The sequence below is a fragment of the Rhodococcus sp. 114MFTsu3.1 genome (assembly GCF_000383555.1).
Classification (GTDB): Bacteria; Actinomycetota; Actinomycetes; order Mycobacteriales; family Mycobacteriaceae; genus Rhodococcoides; species Rhodococcoides fascians_E.
In genome coordinates this window covers 57,893-74,105 of sequence record NZ_KB911553.1, presented here as the reverse complement: position 1 = coordinate 74,105, position 16,213 = coordinate 57,893, and the positions used below count along the sequence as shown (strand labels likewise).

Sequence of the window (16,213 nt, the reverse complement as noted above, 5' to 3'; positions counted from 1 at the left end):
TACCGCATTGCTGGAGAGCCTAAGCCATAGAGACCGCGGAGTACGAAACGTTGTCGAATTCAAGCATTCTGCAGGTGAGGGGAGATCCCGCAGACTGTTCGTCAGGATTGTGCGGTGAACCCGAAGTCCGTGATCGACGACTGATTGCGGCCGCTGTCCGAGCTCAACCCGGTGATCCACAGCAGAACGTGGCTTGTCGGCTCGCTGACCTGCAGCGGGATATCGGTCACTCCACTACCCAGAGTTGCCTGACCGATCACGGTGGTGTCGCTCAGACTCGGCGAATCGCTGGGTGCGGACCTGATCTCGACGACCGTTCCCGGTGACGGGGAATTGACGAACGCGCTGGTGAGCACCTGTGACGACGGGAGCGTTGCGATCAGGCCGACACCGTCCTTGAGCGACGGGAACGGCTGGAAGTAGGAGTCCGTCGCCCAGACGGTCGACTGGTCCCCGTCGATGGCATTGGATGCCGATCCGGCGTTGTCCGCGCTGCCCTGCGGCGAGAACACCTCCACCGAATCGATTGCCACCGGGCTCGACGCCGGGGCCGCAGGAGCGGGCGCACCCGGTGCGGGCGGTGCCGTCTCCTCGGTGGTCAGACCGAGGGCTTCCTGAGACGTCAGTGGCTCGTCCGAGCTGCCGCCCGCGATGAACGTGAACAGCCAGTACCCCGCGAATCCCAGCACGACCACCGTGAGAACGCCCAGCACCGCCAAGGCGATGTTGGTGCGACGGGACCGCTCCTTCTGCGCCGCCATCTCCTCCGGATCGGCGAGCGAATGGCCGGATGCACCGGGTGCCCGCTGTCCGAGCCTCAATGCGGGCATCAGATCGGTCTTGTCGTTGACGACGGCTGCCTGGTCGAGGACATGCTGAACCGTCGCGGCGGTCCTGATGCCACTGTTCTGCTCGAGGGCACGCACCGCCACCGCGGAGATCTCGAACGGTACGTCCGAACGGACTCGGCGTGGCTCGACGGCGTTACCGTTCGAGTCGCGATCTGCGGGCTTCATGCCGCCGACCGATCGAGGCTGCCCGCCGGACGAGGCGTCGACGAGGGGCCAGCGCGCCGTGATCAACGCGTACAACATCGCGCCGAGACCACGGACGTCGGAACCTGGATCGGCGTCGGCCAACGTTGCCGGGAACGCCAGAACGGCGTTGCCGCTGGTGCTGATACGGACGCGGTCCGGATGGTCGATCGACAGTGCGCCGCCGCTGCGGTGGGCAGCCTCGGCCGCGGCCGCCAATGCCTTGATGGCCCGTGCTGCACCCGTCGGCGACGGAACGGTGTCCGCCATCTCGCGGAGCGAGCGACCCGGAGTCCACTCGGCGACGACGATTCCGCCGGAACTTCCGCGCACGACGTCGAGCACGCGTGCCAGGCCGGGGGAATTGATGCGGCCGAGGCGCAGTGTGCGGGACAGGATGGCCTGCGGACCCTCGGGGCGGTCCACCGAGACGTCGGTCGATTGCTGCTCGGAGTCGACGAACGTCAACGCGACCTCGCGGTCCAGCTTGACGTCGTGCGCCTGCCAGAACTTGAGGCCACGTGCACCGCCGTGCGGTGCCAGCAGTCGATAGCGGCCACCGGCAACCGAAGCGCCGGGGATCAGCTTCGGACCGCGGAGCGAACGCGGGTTCTCGGTCGGGGCACCGGACTTCACCGGCGTCACCTCGGCAGCCGGAGCGTCCTTGGCCGGAGCTTGCTTGGCCGGAGCCTGCTTGGCTGGGGTTGCGGCCTTCTCGGCCGATTCCGCGCCTGCTGTGGGCGTCGATTTCTCGGTTGCATCTTCAGCCGTGGAGGCTGTCTCGGAGTCCGCTGTCGCGGCCTGCGGTGCCTTCGAAGTAGGTGTCTTGCTCGCTGCCGGCTCGGCGGCAGCAGGCGTCGAAGCCGACTCGGACTCGGCCGCGGTCGCACCCTTGATCAGAGACGTCTTCTCGCCGGCGCTCTTCTCGGAAGCGGGCTTGTCGGAATCGGGCTTGTTCACCGGGAGCTTGGCTGTGGCAGTGCTGTCGGACGACGCTGCTGTGGTCGGCTCGGTGGAGTCCGACGATGCGGCCTGCCGCTCGTCCACCTCCACGCCACCTTGTGCTCGGTCGCCGCCCTTGTGTGCGGACTCGGCCGGCCCCCCAGCCACTTCGTCGTCGGTCACTCTCACTCCTTCACGCGTGTATGCCCCGGGTAGCCCCATGCGCCCGCCAGGTTCAGGCAGGCGCGACGAGGACGGCGTCCCGGTCCGCCGACGTCCAGGGTACGGGAGTCGGTCGGGTGCAGTGTCCCATGCAGAAACAGAACTGACGACCGGTATGGAATCGGGATGTGCTGGGACGACGGGCTCGGGAGCGGGCGCTGACCTTTTCAGGACGCGGTCGACGATTCTGCGGATGGCGACGGTGACGGCCAGGACTTCCGGGATGCGTCCGAACCACAGGATCCCGAAGGTGATGCCGAGCATCAGCACTGCGCAGATGCCGACGCGGACGATGGCACCGATCATGCCGAACGGTTCGGTGAGGCCACCGAGATCGACGATTCGGTCGATCGCGAGCATCGCCGTTCCGCCTGCGGCCGACGCGATCAGAACCATCCAGATCGTCTTGCCGACGTTGGCCATGCGGAGATTTCCGAGGCTGCGGTGCAGCAGAAATCCGCCGATACAGGCGCCGACGACGAAACCGATGCCGTTGGCGACACCCAGCCACAGCACGACCTGCTCGTCCGAGCTGGCGACGACCGGGGCGAGCGCGGACAGGGCGATCTTGATTCCGGTGATGCCGAGGATGATCCACGTCGGTGTCCAAGCCTGTTCACGGGCGTAGAACACGCGGAGGTGGATCAGCACCAGGGCGTACGGGATGAGGGTGAAGGCCGACCAGCTCACCGCTTCTCCCAATCGCGGTGCCTCGTCCTTGAAGTTGCCGAAACCGAACAGTGCTTCGCCGACCCACGGGCCGGTGAAGGTCAGGAACACGACGATCGGCACCAGGGCGACCAGTGTCAGGCGAGTCGCGACGGACAGGTCGTCGACGACGGCCGGCGTGTCACCGTTGGCGGCGTTGCGACTCAGTCTCGGCATGATGGCCGTCAACACCGTCACGCCGAGGATGCCGTACGGCAGTTGCAGCAGGATCCAGGCCTGTGAATAGATGGCCGGGCCTGCTTCGTCGGCGACGGCGGAGATGTTCGTCGCGAACACCAGGCCGACCTGGCTGATGACCACGTAGAGGACGATGGCGGCGGCCATCCCACCGAAGGCCTTCAGGCGGGCGTCGAATCCCCACAGTGGTCGTAGGTCGATCTTTTCGCGCCGCAACGCCGGGATCAGAGCCGCGACCTGCGTCACCACACCGGCGGTGACGCCGAGGCCCAGGATGAGGATGTGCGGATCGCTCATCTCGACCGGATTCAGCGTGATCTCGCCCGGGACGAAGAAGTAGAGGGAGAAGACACCGAGCACGATCAGGTTGTTCCACACCGGTGCCCATGCGCCGGGCCGGAAGTTCTGGCGGGTGTTCAGCACGGCCGTCAGCAGGCCGGACAGTCCGTAGAAGAGGATCGCGGGGAGAACCAGGAAGGACAGCGCGGTGGTCAGGTCGCTGCTGACCTTGGCGTCGTCCTTGATCAGGACGCGCGAGAGGAGGGGCGCGCTGATCGTCGCGGCGACCGATACGACGAACAGCATCGTGAACGCCAACGTGAAGAGCCGACGGATGAAGGACGCGCCCCGATCGGGGTCCTCCATCTCGGCCCGGACGAGGACCGGTACGACGATCGCGGTGAGGACTGCGCCGAGCACCAACTCCGAAATCATGTTCGGCAGGATCGTGGCGGCGGTGAACGAACTCGCGATGGCTCCGCCGAGGATCGCCAGCATGATCATCTGCTTGAAGAAGCCGGTGATACGGCTGACGAGCGTCGCCACCGCGATCGAACCGGTGGCGGCGAGCAGGCTCTTCTGCGGTTTCGGCTCGTCCATCTGCGGCGGTGCCGCCTCCGGCGGAGGGGGCTGCGGATAGTCCTCGTCGCGGAATCGCGGGATCAGCTGGGTGACCGAGTTGTCCGGGGCAGGGCCACCGTCGGGGGACGGCGGTGCCGGGTAGCTCCGCATCTCCCGAGGCGGTACCGCGGTCCGTCCGTCGCGTTCCCACGGCGCAGGCCTCGGCGGCTCGGTGCGTCGGAAAACCTGAGCTGCGGGCAGCCGTTCGCGAGGCCCGCCGCCGGCGGGCGGCGCTCCCTTATAGGGCAAGTTTCCCGAATACGGGAAGTCGCTACCCGTCATGGTCGTTCGTACCCTTCGTCTGCAGGATCCGGCTGACCCTTGAACCGATGCCACAATCTGCGGCCGGCGAGCAGCAACAGAAGGACCCCGGCGCAGGCGGTGATGATCGCCAACGCCTGTCCGTACGCGTTCGACCGTACGGACACCGTGGACGCTTCGCCCAATTGTTGGCCGTCCAGAGTGGTCAAGGAGAAGTCGACGGCGAGGTTTCTGCTGTCGTCGACCTGGGCGGGCACGGTGATCGTTCGACTTCCGCGCGCCGGTAGTGCCATCGCTCCAACGTCGCTGACGGTCATCTCGGGGGGAGCGTCGACCTTCAGCCGAACGTTGACCCCGATGGGGAGATCGTTGCGGGCGACCAACAGCAGCGGGCTCTGCTCGGACGCCAGGGTGTAGACGCCACCGGGAGCCAGAACCGTCACGGCTTCGAAGATGGAGTTCAGCCCCGCCTCGGACGTATCCAGACGGATTCGAGCCGTGTTCGATGCGGCCGTCGGGTCCACCGATCGGTCGGCGGTCCCGATGGCACGCAGCAGGTCCTCACGTAGCGGTGCAGTGAACCGGCGCGGCGTCAACACCGATTGGGGGTCCTCGACGAGCGATCCACGCAACGCCTCGATGCGTTTGCTCTGTGCTCGAATGCGATCCTCGAGGTTCTGGTCCCGATCGCTCACACTCGTCGTGACGGTCTCGACGGGCAGCCCGGTCGGTTGCTCCTCGGCCAGCTCGGTGAACGGGCGCGGCGTCGCCAGACCGGTCCGGAGCAGCGAGGACACCGTGCCGAGAATCGCATCGGGTTCGTCACCGCCTGCCGTCCAGTACTGAGGCGGAGCGATGGTCAGAGCTCGAGGAGCGCCGTCGGGCGGCGTCAACGCGTGGTACGTCACCGCGCCGAGCGCATCCTGCAAGCGAGCGGTCCGCGAGTCGCCGGCCAGGTCGTACCGCTGGTCGTCGGGCGTGAAACGCGGCGTCGACGGATCCGTCCCGACGCCGGCCAGGGCCGTCGCCGTCGGGCCGTCGAACACGGTCGCGTTCAGCTCGGCTGCGACAGTGGTGTCTCCGACGACGCGGGCCACGGCCCCCGCGGCTCCGGGAGCGATGCTGTTGTCGGCGACGAGCGCGGTGCGTTGGCCGACGGACCGCACCGTCGCCGCGCCTGCCTCACCGAGTTGACCCGTCGAACTCCACACCACACCGCGTACCGACGTCACGCCGAGGATCGCGTCGACCACCTCGGCCGGCGACTCGAGGGCGGTCGACGCCAACGACGCGTCGCCCACGTTCCCCAGCGTGTCCAGATCCACCTGCGCGAACGGCAGCGCTGTCACGCACATCGATTCGGTGAGGGTCTCGAGCCGCGACAACCACGCCGTCGCTGCGTCGCGACCGTTGCCTTCCCTGCTCGGTCCCGCAGGATCGGCGGGATCGGCGACGACGAGGTATCCGCGCGTCATGTTGGAGACGGTGACCAGCAGGTCCGGATCCACCGCGATGCAGAGGCTCTGTGCGAGCTTGCCGCCCGGGTCGACGTCCGACGCGGTCGCCGATTCCACTGCCTCCAGAAGTTGATCGAGCCGTCCGCCCGACGCCAACTCACCGGCAAGATCGTCGTCGACGAGTCGAACCCTGTCGTCGATCGAACCCGGAATGCCCGCCGCGAGGCGAGGTTTGTCCGCCAACGGCCACAGAACCGTCGTCGCCACCGGGTCCGCGGTGCTCGGCGGCAGCGGGACGGCGTCGGGAGCCATCGGGTCCGGCACTGTCGGATCGCGTGGAACCCCGGTGACCGGGAGCAGGAAGCGGGCGTCGTCGAGCCGCGCCGTTCCGCCGTACTCCGGCGTTCCGTTGGCGTTGAGAAGCAGCGGATACACGCCGGGGCGGTCGATGCCCAACGACGGAGACTGCGTTCCGCGAAGCGGCATCGACACCGTGAACTGAGCGCTGGCGCCCTGCTCGAGACTGTCCGCGACGACCTGGAATTCACCGACGTCGGCGTACTCCTGCTGATCCAACGACAGCGTCGTCCGAAGCTCGTCCGGTGACTCCACAGCGTCCGCGCTCTGCATACGGACGCTGATGTCGTCGACCCGGCGGTCCCCGGTGTTGCGGACAGTGGCGCGCACCGTCACGAACGGCTCGCTCGTCGTCGTCACCGTCCCGGGAGCAACCGCGTCGATCGACATCTCGAGAAACTGAGTACCGCGCGTCGTCCGAGGAAGATCGGACGCCGACGACTGGTACGTGACGGTCCCGTCCTCGCTCTGCGAGCTCTCCGGTGGATCCTGTGCGGCTGGATCCTGTGCAGCAGCAACACCGGTCCCCAGCAGCAGCGACGCACCGAGAACGAGCACCGACGTCGCTGCAGTGATCCTGGAACGTAGCGCCATCACTGCTTGCCGACGGGCGTTTCGGGGTCGTTCGTCTCGCCGCTCATACCGTCTATAAGGCGGCTGGCGATGGCCGCCAACTTCCGTTCGTCCGCGTACGCCAATCGCGAGTTCAGTTCACTCAGCGGGACCCACGCCACTTCGGTGACCTCGACGTCCTCGTCGGAGAGTTCACCACCCAGAAACCTCAGCAAGTAATGGTGCACGGTCTTGTGGACGCGACGGCCCTCCGTCACGAACCAGTAGTCGATACTTCCCAGCGACGCCAACACCGAACCCTGGATACCGGTCTCCTCGGCGACCTCACGCATCGCCGTCTGCTCCGCCGTCTCGCCCTGCTCGATATGCCCCTTCGGCAGCGACCACAACAACCGGCCCCGACGATCCGTTCTGCCGATCAACGCCGCGCAACGCTGCGCAGGCGGGCCGTCCAGCCCATCCACCACCAACCCACCAGCAGACGTCTCCCGAACCGTTCGAAGCCGCGGTTTGTCCGTCTCGGCACGCGAATTCCGCCGCCGCGGGTTGCGGCGGCTCCTGTTCGCACGTTCGCCAGCAGACACCCAACCAATACTAGAGGGAAAGAACCAATGCTTCGGGCTGCCATTCCGAGCTCGTTCCGCGGGCTCCACTCGCGGCCATTCCGAGCTCGTTCCGCGGGCTCCACTCGCGGCCATACCGAGCCTGTTCACGTGGGGCCCTTCCCCCGTTCGGACCGCCTGCTAATAGGCTCTGTCGACGTGGCCGAGAAGTCTCCTGTTCCCCAGCAGCCCGACGTGTCCGCCGACCGTCGCGCACGATTGCTGGCGTCGGCTGCCGTGTCGTTGAAAGAACTGTCGGACATCCTGACGCCGCTGGCCGGTCGGTTCGCCGCCGAGGGGCATGAATTGTTCCTGGTCGGCGGCAGTGTGCGCGACGCTGTTCTGGGTCGGCTCGGCACGGACCTCGACTTCACGACCGACGCCAGGCCTGAGGTCGTCCAGCGGCTCCTGACCGGGTGGGCCGACAATCAGTGGGACACCGGTATCGCGTTCGGCACGATCAGTGCGGCGAAGGGCGATCAGCTGGTCGAGATCACCACGTTCCGCACCGATTCCTACGACCAGGTCTCGCGTAATCCCGAAGTTCGGTACGGCACCAGCCTGGACGAGGACCTGGTTCGTCGTGATTTCACCGTCAACGCGATGGCCGTTCGTCTCGGCGCCGATGGCTCGCAGGAGTTCGTCGACCCTCTCGGCGGCATGGACGCACTGCTCGAGGGACTGCTGGACACTCCGTCGACCCCGGAGAAGTCGTTCAACGACGACCCGCTGCGGATGCTTCGCGGCGCACGGTTCGTGTCGCAGCTCGGGTTCGCGCTGATGCCGCGGGTGCACCAGGCGATCACGGAGATGGCCGGTCAGATCGAACGCATCACGGCCGAGCGTGTTCAGGTGGAGTTGGACAAGCTGATCCTCGGCGAGTTCCCGCTCGAGGGTGTCGACGTGATGTGCGAGACGGGATTGGCCGGGTACGTGCTGCCCGAGGTACCTGCGATGAAGCTCGAGATCGACGAGCATCACCAGCACAAGGACGTCTACTGGCATTCGTTGACGGTGCTGAAGCAGGCGATCGAGCTGGAGGACGGTGACCCGGACCTCGTATTGCGCTGGGCTGCACTGCTTCACGACATCGGGAAGCCGGATACGCGTCGGCACGAGCCGGGCGGAGGCGTCAGCTTCCACCACCACGAGGTAGTCGGCTCGAAGATGGTGCGCAAGCGGATGCGCGCGCTGAAGTACTCCAAGAAGATGATCGACGACGTGTCGCAGTTGGTGTTTCTGCACCTCCGTTTCCACGGATACGGCAAAGGTCAGTGGACGGATTCGGCCGTGCGCCGTTACGCCACCGACGCCGGAGATCTACTTCCCAAGCTGCACAAGCTCGTTCGCGCCGACAGTACGACGCGTAACAAGCGTCGGGCGGCGGCACTGCAGGCCACCTACGACGATCTGGAACAGCGGATAGCCGCCCTGGCGGCGCAAGAGGACCTGGCGCGGGTTCGTCCCGATCTCGACGGCAACGCCATCATGGAACTTCTCGGTATCCCGGCGGGCCCCGAGGTCGGCAAGGCCTGGAAGTTCCTGAAGGAGCTCAGACTCGACCGAGGTCCCCTCCCCCGCGAGGAGGCTGAGAAGGAACTGCTGGCCTGGTGGAAAAACGTCCTGTGAGTTGAGAAAAACGTCCTGTGAGTTGAAATGTAGGCCAGGGCCTACATTTCCACTCACCTGCGGAGTATCGCTACCACTCCCACCAGGTACACCGCGGCACCAGCCAGGACGACGACGTGTGCAGAGGTTTCACCAGCGAGGTCGGTGGTGTCCGGACCGACGACGAACGCCGCGACCGCCAAAGCGGCGACGAAGAAGATGTTGAAGACGGTGTCCTGCAGGGCGAAGACACGTCCGCGGTGATCGTCGTCGATTTCGGTCTGCATCGATGCGTCGCCGGTGAGCTTGATCGTCTGGCCTGCGACACCGAGCAGGAACGCGCCGATGAGCAGGCTCGTCTGAGTGAGGGTGTTGATGAACGTGACCTGGACGATCGCGGCGGCCGCGAGAGCCACCATGATCGAGCGAACACGGCCGAATCGTGGCAGAACGAACGGCGTCAGCAGGGCAGCGACGAACATTCCGGCTGCCGTGGCGCCGACGGCTATGCCGAATCCGGCGAGTCCGCCGGGCAGGGAACTCGACGTGGTTTCGCGCAGGATGAGCACCATGACGAGGGTGTCGACGCCGAACACGATTCGGTGGGCGCCGATGCCGGTCATGGCGGCGGTGACCGTCGGCGATCTCCAGACGGCCACGGCACCGGATCCGAGTCCGTGGGCGATGTCCACCGCGGCTTTCATCGCGCCGTGGTCACCACGCTCGGGGAGTGTTTCCGGGCCGAGTGACCTACGTGCGAATCGAGCGGCGGCGACGGTGCCCACGATCGAGCCCGACGCTGCCGCGGCCACGGCCATTCCGGAGCCGAAGTCTCCCGCCCCGACGTATCCGATGATTCCGACGGCTGCGCCCGCCCCGGCAGCGGCGAAGCCGGAACCGATGGTGGCGAGGAGGGAGTTCATGGGTACGAGCCATTCGGTTCGTACGACGTGCGGGAGCGACGCCGAAACGCCGGCGAGGACGAATCGGCTGAGTCCGACGGTGGTGAGGGCAAGCAGGAGCAGGGGTGTCTCACCGCCGCCTGCACAGAGCAGGGTTGCGGTGACGGCGATGAGAACGATGCGAAGTACGTTGGCCCACAGTACGACTGCGCGGCGATCCCAGCGGTCCAGCATGGCGCCAGCGAACGGGCCGATGACGGAGTAGGGGACGAGGAGGACAGCGAACCCGGCTGCGATGGCAGCCGGATTCGATTCCCGCTCGGGGTTGAACAGGATGGCGCCGCTGAGTGCGGCTTGGAAGAGTCCGTCGCCGAACTGGCCTGCGAAACGAATGGCGGTGAGCTTGCCTGCGCCCGGCGAATCGCGCAATCGCGCCAGGAATGTCGTCTCGCTCACTCGCTGAACTTTAGCCTGACGTACTTTACGAGGTCGGAGTCAGCTCCTCGGCGTTCCACCATGCGACGGTGGCTGCGGTGCCGTCGTCGAGCGGGGTCGGGTGAAGGCCGAGGAGTGTGTCGCTGCGCGTGCTGTCCAGGACGTAGGGGTACTGGAACTGGTACAGCGTGTCGCCCAGTTCTTTCATCTGCCCGGGTACGACGCCCAGCGCTCGGACGATCCATGCCGGGATCGCGGTGACGGTGGGTACGGGTACTCGGGCGGCGTCGGCGAAGAGTTCGATCATGCGTCGTTGCGTGACGGCAGGTGCGGTGGGGGCGTGCAGGAACGTGTTCCACAGGTCTTTCCTTGCTCCGGCGGCGATCATCGCTGCGGCGAAGTCCGGTATGTAGGTGAAGGAGTGGGGTACGTCGGCCTTCGCGATGACGCTGACGGATTTGCCTGCCGTGACCTTGGGGACGATTCGTTCGCCCATGTGCGACGTCCTCACGCGAGGACCGTAGAAGTCCGATGCGGCGACGCTGACGGTCGGGGTGCGGTGGGCGTCGCGGGCGGCCAACAGGAGGGTTCGGACGCCCAGTTTGCGGTGAGTCGCCGTGCGTGGGCTGTCCTCTCGGATGGGGCCGTCGACCTTGCCGTAGGAGTACAGACTTTCGGGGAAGACGACGACGGTTCCGGCGGCGGCGTCGAGCACCCGTTGTTCCATCGCGGGGAGCTTCTCGCGCCAGACCTTGTTCTGGTAGGCGACGTGAGTGCAGAGATAAATGGCGGTGGCGCCGGCGAATTCGTCGGTCAGGTCGTCGGTCTCGATGTCCACTCGGTGACGTTCGATGGCCGGGTGATCCGGGCCCGATCCGGACCTGGTGAGGATCCGTACCGAATGTCCCTGTGCAGCAAGCTGTTCTGCAACGGTCCAGCCGACCGGTCCGGCTCCGATGACGACGTGTAGCTGGTTCATGGTGTCTCCCTCGTTCGAAATGTGAGCACTGCTCTCTGTTTGCTCCAGTGTGCACTCGTCGGCTGGGAAAAGCAAGAGCAGTGCTCTCGTTTCTGGCGGGACGGTTTCGCCGCCGGGTACGTGTCGGCCGGGCCGATACTGTGAATCCATGCCGACCACGCCCCGCGCTCGAGCGAGACAGCAGACCCTCGCCGACATCACCCGTATCGGACGGGAGCATCTGGCTGCCGACGGTGCCGCGGCGTTGTCACTGCGCGCAGTCGCCAGGGATCTGGGTGTCGTGTCCTCGGCGGTGTACCGGTACGTCAAGAGTCGGGACGAGCTGCTGACCCTGCTCGTCGTCGACGCGTACACCGAGCTCGGCGACGTCGTGGACGAGGCTGTCGACGAGGTCGCCGGTCCCGTCGAGAAGTTCCTCGCGCTCGGTCGTGCGGTCCGTGGGTGGGGGCTGCGGGAACCGGCGCGGTATGCGCTGTTGTTCGGAAGCCCGGTGCCCGGATACAACGCTCCGGCCGAGCAGACGACCGGTCCTGGTACGAGGGTGATCGTCAAGCTGGTGTCGATTTTCGATCAGGCGTGGACCGCGGGAACGCTGGCGGAACGTACGGAGCCGGTGTCGCTGGCTGCGCTGAGCCGGAATTTCACGGACGTTCGTAACGAAATGGGAACGGAAATGTCCGACGAGGTGATCGCTCGCGGAGTTCTGGTGTGGGCGGCACTGTTCGGTGCCGTCAGCTTCGATGTGTTCGATCAGTACGGTTCGGACACCTTCAGCAGCCGAGATGCGTTGTTCGAGTACCAATTGGCGAGCCTGGCCGAGCTCTCGGGGTTCGATGGGGCGCCGAACAACACCTGAGCTTCCTTGCGTTACATCCGTAGGTGCGCGGTGCCACAATGTGTTGCATGGCGGCGCATGCGGAAGAACCCGAAGACCAGACGGCACCGGCCCCGCAATCGGTGCGACCGGGGAGCTTGCTGGTGTCGTCGATCGAGCTGGTCGAGCCCACGTTCCGGCGCACTGTCGTGTACGTCATCGAGCACAACGACGCAGGCAGCCTCGGTGTCGTGATCAATCGGCCGAGCGACACCGCGGTCCAGAACGTGTTACCGCAGTGGACCGACCTCGCGGCACGTCCGAAGGCCCTGTACGTGGGCGGTCCGGTGAAGAGGGATTCCGCTCTCTGTCTGGCGACGGTGAGGACGGGGGTGGACATCGACGGGATCGCCGGGGTGCGCCGCGTCGACGGTCGGGTCGTCATGGTGGATCTGGATTCGGATCCGGCCGACATCGCGCCGCACGTCGAGGGGGTTCGCATCTTCGCGGGGTATTCCGGCTGGACGCTCGGGCAGCTGGAGGGCGAATTGGAGCGGGACGACTGGATGGTCGTCTCCGCCCTCGCCTCCGATGTCATCGGTCCACCGAAGATCGATCTGTGGGCTCACGTGCTGCGTCGTCAACCCCTGCCGCTGGCGATGCTCGCCTCTCACCCGATCGACGTCGACCGCAACTGAGGTCCCAGGGTGCAACTGAGGACTCAGTGCGCGAAGTGGGTGGCCGACGAGTGTCCATCTCCCGCCGCCGATGCGTCGAGTTGATCGATCACTTCGGTGATGGCGCCGCACAGCAGCCTGCCGAGGTCTGCGCTGAATCCCTCTCGCACGACGATCCGGAGCACCGCTACTCCGGTGGCGTCGTCCGGCATCGTGTACGCGGGAACCTGCCAGCCGCGTGCGCGTAGTTCGTGGGAGATGTCGAACACGGTGTACTCGCGGTCGCCGGCGAGTTCGAATGCGACGACGGGGATGGCGCTGCCGTCGGTGATGACGTGGAACGCGGGATGCTCGGACAGGTGGCCGGCGACGCGAACGGCGGTGTCGCGCAGTGCGTGCATGATGTCGCTGTATCCGGAGCGTCCGAGCCGGAGGAAGTTGTAGTACTGGCCGATCACCTGGTTGCCGGGGCGTGAGAAGTTGAGGGTGAAGGTCGGCATGTCGCCGCCGAGGTAGTTCACCCGGAACACCAGGTCCTCGGGTAGGTCCTCGCGTGTCCGCCACACCGCGAAACCGATTCCCGGATAGGTCAATCCGTACTTGTGCCCGCTGGCGTTGATGGATTTCACCCGCGGGAGGCGGAAGTCCCATTCGAGGTGGGGATGAAGGAACGGTACGACGAACCCGCCGCTGGCCGCGTCGACGTGGACGGGGACGTCGGGTCCACCGGACGCGGCGACGGAATCGAGCATCGCGCAGATCTCCGCCACGGGCTCGAGTTCGCCGGTGAAGGTGGTTCCGAGGATGGCCACGACGCCGATGGTGTTGTCGTCGACGGCATCTCGAACCTGCTCCGGGGTGATGACGTACCGCCCCGGTTCGACGGGCAGGTACTTGGGTTCGACGTCGAAGTAGCGGCAGAACTTCTCCCACACGACCTGAACATTGCTTCCGAGAACCAGATTGGGACGCGAGGTGTCGGTGCGGCCTTCACGCCAACGCCATTTCAGGGCGAGGCCGGCGAGCATGACCGCTTCGCTCGATCCGATCGTCGACACTCCCGTTGCGGACTTGGAATCCTCCGGGTCGAGTCCGGGCGCGTGGAACAGGTCCGCGACCATGTTGACGCAGCGTTCCTCGATCGACGCCGTCGCCGGGTACTCGTCCTTGTCGATCATGTTCTTGTCGAACGTCTCGGCCATCAACTTCTCGGCCTGCGGGTCCATCCAGGTCGTGACGAACGTCGCGAGGTTGAGGCGGGAGGAGCCGTCGAGCATCAGTTCGTCGTGGATGAAGCGGTACGCGGCTTCGGGGTCGAGTTGCTCGTCGGGGAGCCGAAGTGCGGGGATGGGATCGGTGGCGAGTCTCCCGGTGTATGCCGCGGCGATGACTCCGCCTGGGTGTTTGCCTGGCTTCGACAACTCTTTCCGCACGTCGATCCTCCACATTCGTCGTCTGTGGTGCCGACGCTAATCCGCCAGGGCGGATTGCGCATCATCCTTGTCAGGCGATAGCCGGGCTTCGGCTCGGCGCGCGTATCGCTGGGCGAGTACGGCGCACACCATCAGTTGGATCTGGTGGAACAGAAGCAGAGGAAGGACGATCAGGCCGACGGGCCCGCCGACGAAGAGGACCGAGGCCATGGGTAGTCCACTCGCAAGGCTCTTCTTGGAGCCGCAGAACAGGAGGACGATGCGGTCTTCGACGGAAAAGCCGATGGCGCGGCCGATCCAGTACGTGAACGCCAGAATCAGCGCGAGGACGACGATGCAGACGAGGACGACCGCGACGATCTGCAGGGGCGTCACGGACGACCAGACGTTCTGATTCATGCTTTCGCTGAAGGCGGCGTAGACCACCAGCAGGATCGAGCCGCGGTCGACGATTTTCGTCGGCCCGGAATGGCGGGTGAGCCAGCCTTTCACGAACGGTCGGAGGGCCTGCCCGAGGAGGAAGGGCAAGAGCAGCTGAGCGCAGATGCTCAGGATCGACGATGCGTCGACGTGCGCGTCCCCGGTGGTGTTCATCAACAGAATCACCAGCAGCGGTGTCACGAACACGCCGATGATGTTGGAGAACGAGGCGCTGACGACTGCTCCGGCGACGTTGCCGCGTGCGATCGAGGTGAAGGCGATGGAGGACTGAACCGTCGACGGCACGAGGCACAGGAACAGGATGCCGGTGTAGAGGTCCGCTGTGACGACAGTCGGTTCAAGGAGGCGGAGGGCGAGTCCGACGAGGGGGAACACGAGGTACGTGGTGGCCAGCACGACGGAGTGGAGTCGCCAGTGTTTGACGCCTTGCCATGCTTCCTGCGGCGACAGGCGGGCGCCGTAGATCAGGAACAGCAGTCCGATGGCGATTCGGGTGACCCAGGTGAGGACGGTTTCCGAGGTACCCGACGCCGGGAAGATGCTGGCCAGTACCGCGATCGCGATGATGCTCAGGACGAAGCCGTCGGGCCGGATCTGCCGCAGAAAGTTCACTGAACTCACGATATCGGTCGGCGATTGATCGCGAAAGTCGATAGCTGCGTTAACTGTGAACGTGAATCGTGATAGGAAAGACGGGTGAATCTTGATCCGATTCTGCTTCGAACCTTCCTCGCTGTCGAACGGGAAGGCGGCTTCACCGCAGGCGGCGATCTGCTGGGGCTGCGTCAGTCGACGGTCAGCGGTCACATCACGCGGCTGGAGAAGGCCGTCGGGCGCGAGTTGTTCCTCCGGGACACCAGAAACATGGAGCTGACGGCCGACGGCACCGCGATGATCGGATTCGCTCGCTCCATCCTCGACGCCACCGCGGAGGCGGAGCACTACTTCGCCGAAGCCCCGTTGGCGGGCAGGCTCCGGCTCGGGGTGTCCGACGACCTGGTCTCGACCGAGTTGCCGCACGTGCTCTACGACTTCCGTCGGGCGCATCCCGGCGTGGACCTCGAGCTGACCGTCGGGTTGAGCGAGACATTGCGGTCCAAGTTCGACGGCGGCGAGCTGGACCTGGTGTTCGGCAAGCGTCGCCCAGGTGAGACGCACGGTGATCTGGTGTGGGCGGATCGGTTGGTCTGGGCAGGTATTCCGGGAACGCGGGTGGAACCGGGCCCGGTGCCGTTCGTGACGTATCCACCACCGAGCATCACGCGGTCCGCGGCGTTGGCTGCACTCGGTCGGGAGGGTAGGGGCTGGCGGTTCACCTGCGTCACGGACAGCGAGCTGGGGTTGCGTGCAGCCGTTCAGGCGGGCCTCGGCTACCTGGTGCATGCGGAGTCGACGCTGCCCGACGGCGTGGTCGCGCTGGACGGCCAGGACCTCCCGGAGCTCGGAGGTATCGAGTTCGTGCTGCTGACGAAGGACACGGCCCGATCGCCTCGTGGAGCGTTGTGTGACGCGATCATGACGCGTCTCGGCCGCTGATCGGCGCGGACGGCTGTTGCTGGGTTGTGACTGGACCCAACTGTCGCTGCCGTCGGACGACCACGTTTCCAGACGTGTGGCGCGGGTGTGGTAAGTGATTGGTATCACTTCTACCGTCTGCTGTGGTTCAGCGA

General features: G+C 65.9%; 11 protein-coding genes. 4 read left to right on the top strand and 7 right to left on the bottom strand.

Translation table 11 applies throughout. The annotated features are described in order from the left end of the window. Positions 1-101 precede the first annotated feature (101 nt). The 3 genes from H292_RS0117590 to H292_RS0117580 are packed head-to-tail and all read right to left on the bottom strand — an operon-like array spanning position 102 to position 7,236. Complete coding sequence (locus H292_RS0117590) at positions 102-4,286, bottom strand: lipid II flippase MurJ (RefSeq protein WP_027498895.1); 4,185 nt, start codon at positions 4,284-4,286, stop codon at positions 102-104. Then, on the bottom strand, positions 4,283-6,673 hold the full coding sequence (locus H292_RS0117585; protein ID WP_020112245.1) for a DUF6049 family protein: 2,391 nt from the start codon (positions 6,671-6,673) through the stop codon (positions 4,283-4,285). Before H292_RS0117585 ends, H292_RS0117590 begins: the two co-directional genes overlap by 4 nt. Beyond that, complete coding sequence (locus H292_RS0117580) at positions 6,673-7,236, bottom strand: NUDIX hydrolase (protein WP_026347790.1); 564 nt, start codon at positions 7,234-7,236, stop codon at positions 6,673-6,675. The genes H292_RS0117585 and H292_RS0117580 overlap by 1 nt, the downstream gene beginning before the upstream one ends. A 177-nt stretch (positions 7,237-7,413) precedes the next feature. Here H292_RS0117580 and H292_RS0117575 point away from each other — a divergent pair, with 177 nt between their 5' ends. After that, positions 7,414-8,883: a CCA tRNA nucleotidyltransferase gene (locus H292_RS0117575; protein ID WP_020112243.1), complete on the top strand. Its 1,470-nt coding sequence runs from the start codon at positions 7,414-7,416 to the stop codon at positions 8,881-8,883. A 53-nt stretch (positions 8,884-8,936) separates the two neighbouring features. Here the strand turns inward: H292_RS0117575 and H292_RS0117570 are convergent, their stop codons facing one another. Beyond that, positions 8,937-10,220, bottom strand: a complete 1,284-nt coding sequence (locus H292_RS0117570) for an MFS transporter (RefSeq protein ID WP_020112242.1) — start codon at positions 10,218-10,220, stop codon at positions 8,937-8,939. Positions 10,221-10,245: 25 nt separating this feature from the next. Then, a complete protein-coding gene (locus tag H292_RS0117565; protein ID WP_020112241.1) occupies positions 10,246-11,178 on the bottom strand; it encodes an NAD-dependent epimerase/dehydratase family protein in 933 nt (310 codons plus the stop codon). A 148-nt stretch (positions 11,179-11,326) separates the two neighbouring features. Between H292_RS0117565 and H292_RS0117560 the strand changes: the two genes are divergently transcribed. Both H292_RS0117560 and H292_RS0117555 read left to right on the top strand, forming a co-directional pair. Further along, the gene (locus tag H292_RS0117560; protein WP_019665080.1) at positions 11,327-12,034 is read left to right on the top strand and encodes a TetR/AcrR family transcriptional regulator; all 708 of its coding nucleotides are present in this window, start codon (positions 11,327-11,329) and stop codon (positions 12,032-12,034) included. Between the two features lie 47 nt (positions 12,035-12,081). Then, the gene (locus H292_RS0117555; protein ID WP_019665081.1) at positions 12,082-12,690 is read left to right on the top strand and encodes a YqgE/AlgH family protein; all 609 of its coding nucleotides are present in this window, start codon (positions 12,082-12,084) and stop codon (positions 12,688-12,690) included. Between the two features lie 23 nt (positions 12,691-12,713). Here the strand turns inward: H292_RS0117555 and H292_RS0117550 are convergent, their stop codons facing one another. After that, positions 12,714-14,117 carry a glutamate decarboxylase gene (locus tag H292_RS0117550; protein WP_020112240.1) on the bottom strand — a complete coding sequence of 468 codons (1,404 nt, stop codon included), beginning with the start codon at positions 14,115-14,117 and terminating at the stop codon, positions 12,714-12,716. A 21-nt stretch (positions 14,118-14,138) separates the two neighbouring features. Next, positions 14,139-15,155 carry a bile acid:sodium symporter family protein gene (locus tag H292_RS0117545; RefSeq protein WP_020112239.1) on the bottom strand — a complete coding sequence of 339 codons (1,017 nt, stop codon included), beginning with the start codon at positions 15,153-15,155 and terminating at the stop codon, positions 14,139-14,141. 84 nt (positions 15,156-15,239) lie between these two features. Here H292_RS0117545 and H292_RS0117540 point away from each other — a divergent pair, with 84 nt between their 5' ends. Further along, complete coding sequence (locus H292_RS0117540) at positions 15,240-16,079, top strand: LysR family transcriptional regulator (RefSeq protein WP_020112238.1); 840 nt, start codon at positions 15,240-15,242, stop codon at positions 16,077-16,079. Positions 16,080-16,213: the final 134 nt, after the last annotated feature.

Bases quoted from the DNA above. Each gene is read 5' to 3' on its own strand.
- H292_RS0117590 (WP_027498895.1), bottom strand. From the start codon at position 4,286: ATGACGGGTAGCGACTTCCCGTATTCGGGAAACTTGCCCTATAAGGGA.
- H292_RS0117585 (WP_020112245.1), bottom strand. From the start codon at position 6,673: ATGGCGCTACGTTCCAGGATCACTGCAGCGACGTCGGTGCTCGTTCTC.
- H292_RS0117565 (WP_020112241.1), bottom strand. From the start codon at position 11,178: ATGAACCAGCTACACGTCGTCATCGGAGCCGGACCGGTCGGCTGGACC.
- H292_RS0117560 (WP_019665080.1), top strand. From the start codon at position 11,327: ATGCCGACCACGCCCCGCGCTCGAGCGAGACAGCAGACCCTCGCCGAC.
- H292_RS0117555 (WP_019665081.1), top strand. From the start codon at position 12,082: ATGGCGGCGCATGCGGAAGAACCCGAAGACCAGACGGCACCGGCCCCG.
- H292_RS0117550 (WP_020112240.1), bottom strand. From the start codon at position 14,117: ATGTGGAGGATCGACGTGCGGAAAGAGTTGTCGAAGCCAGGCAAACAC.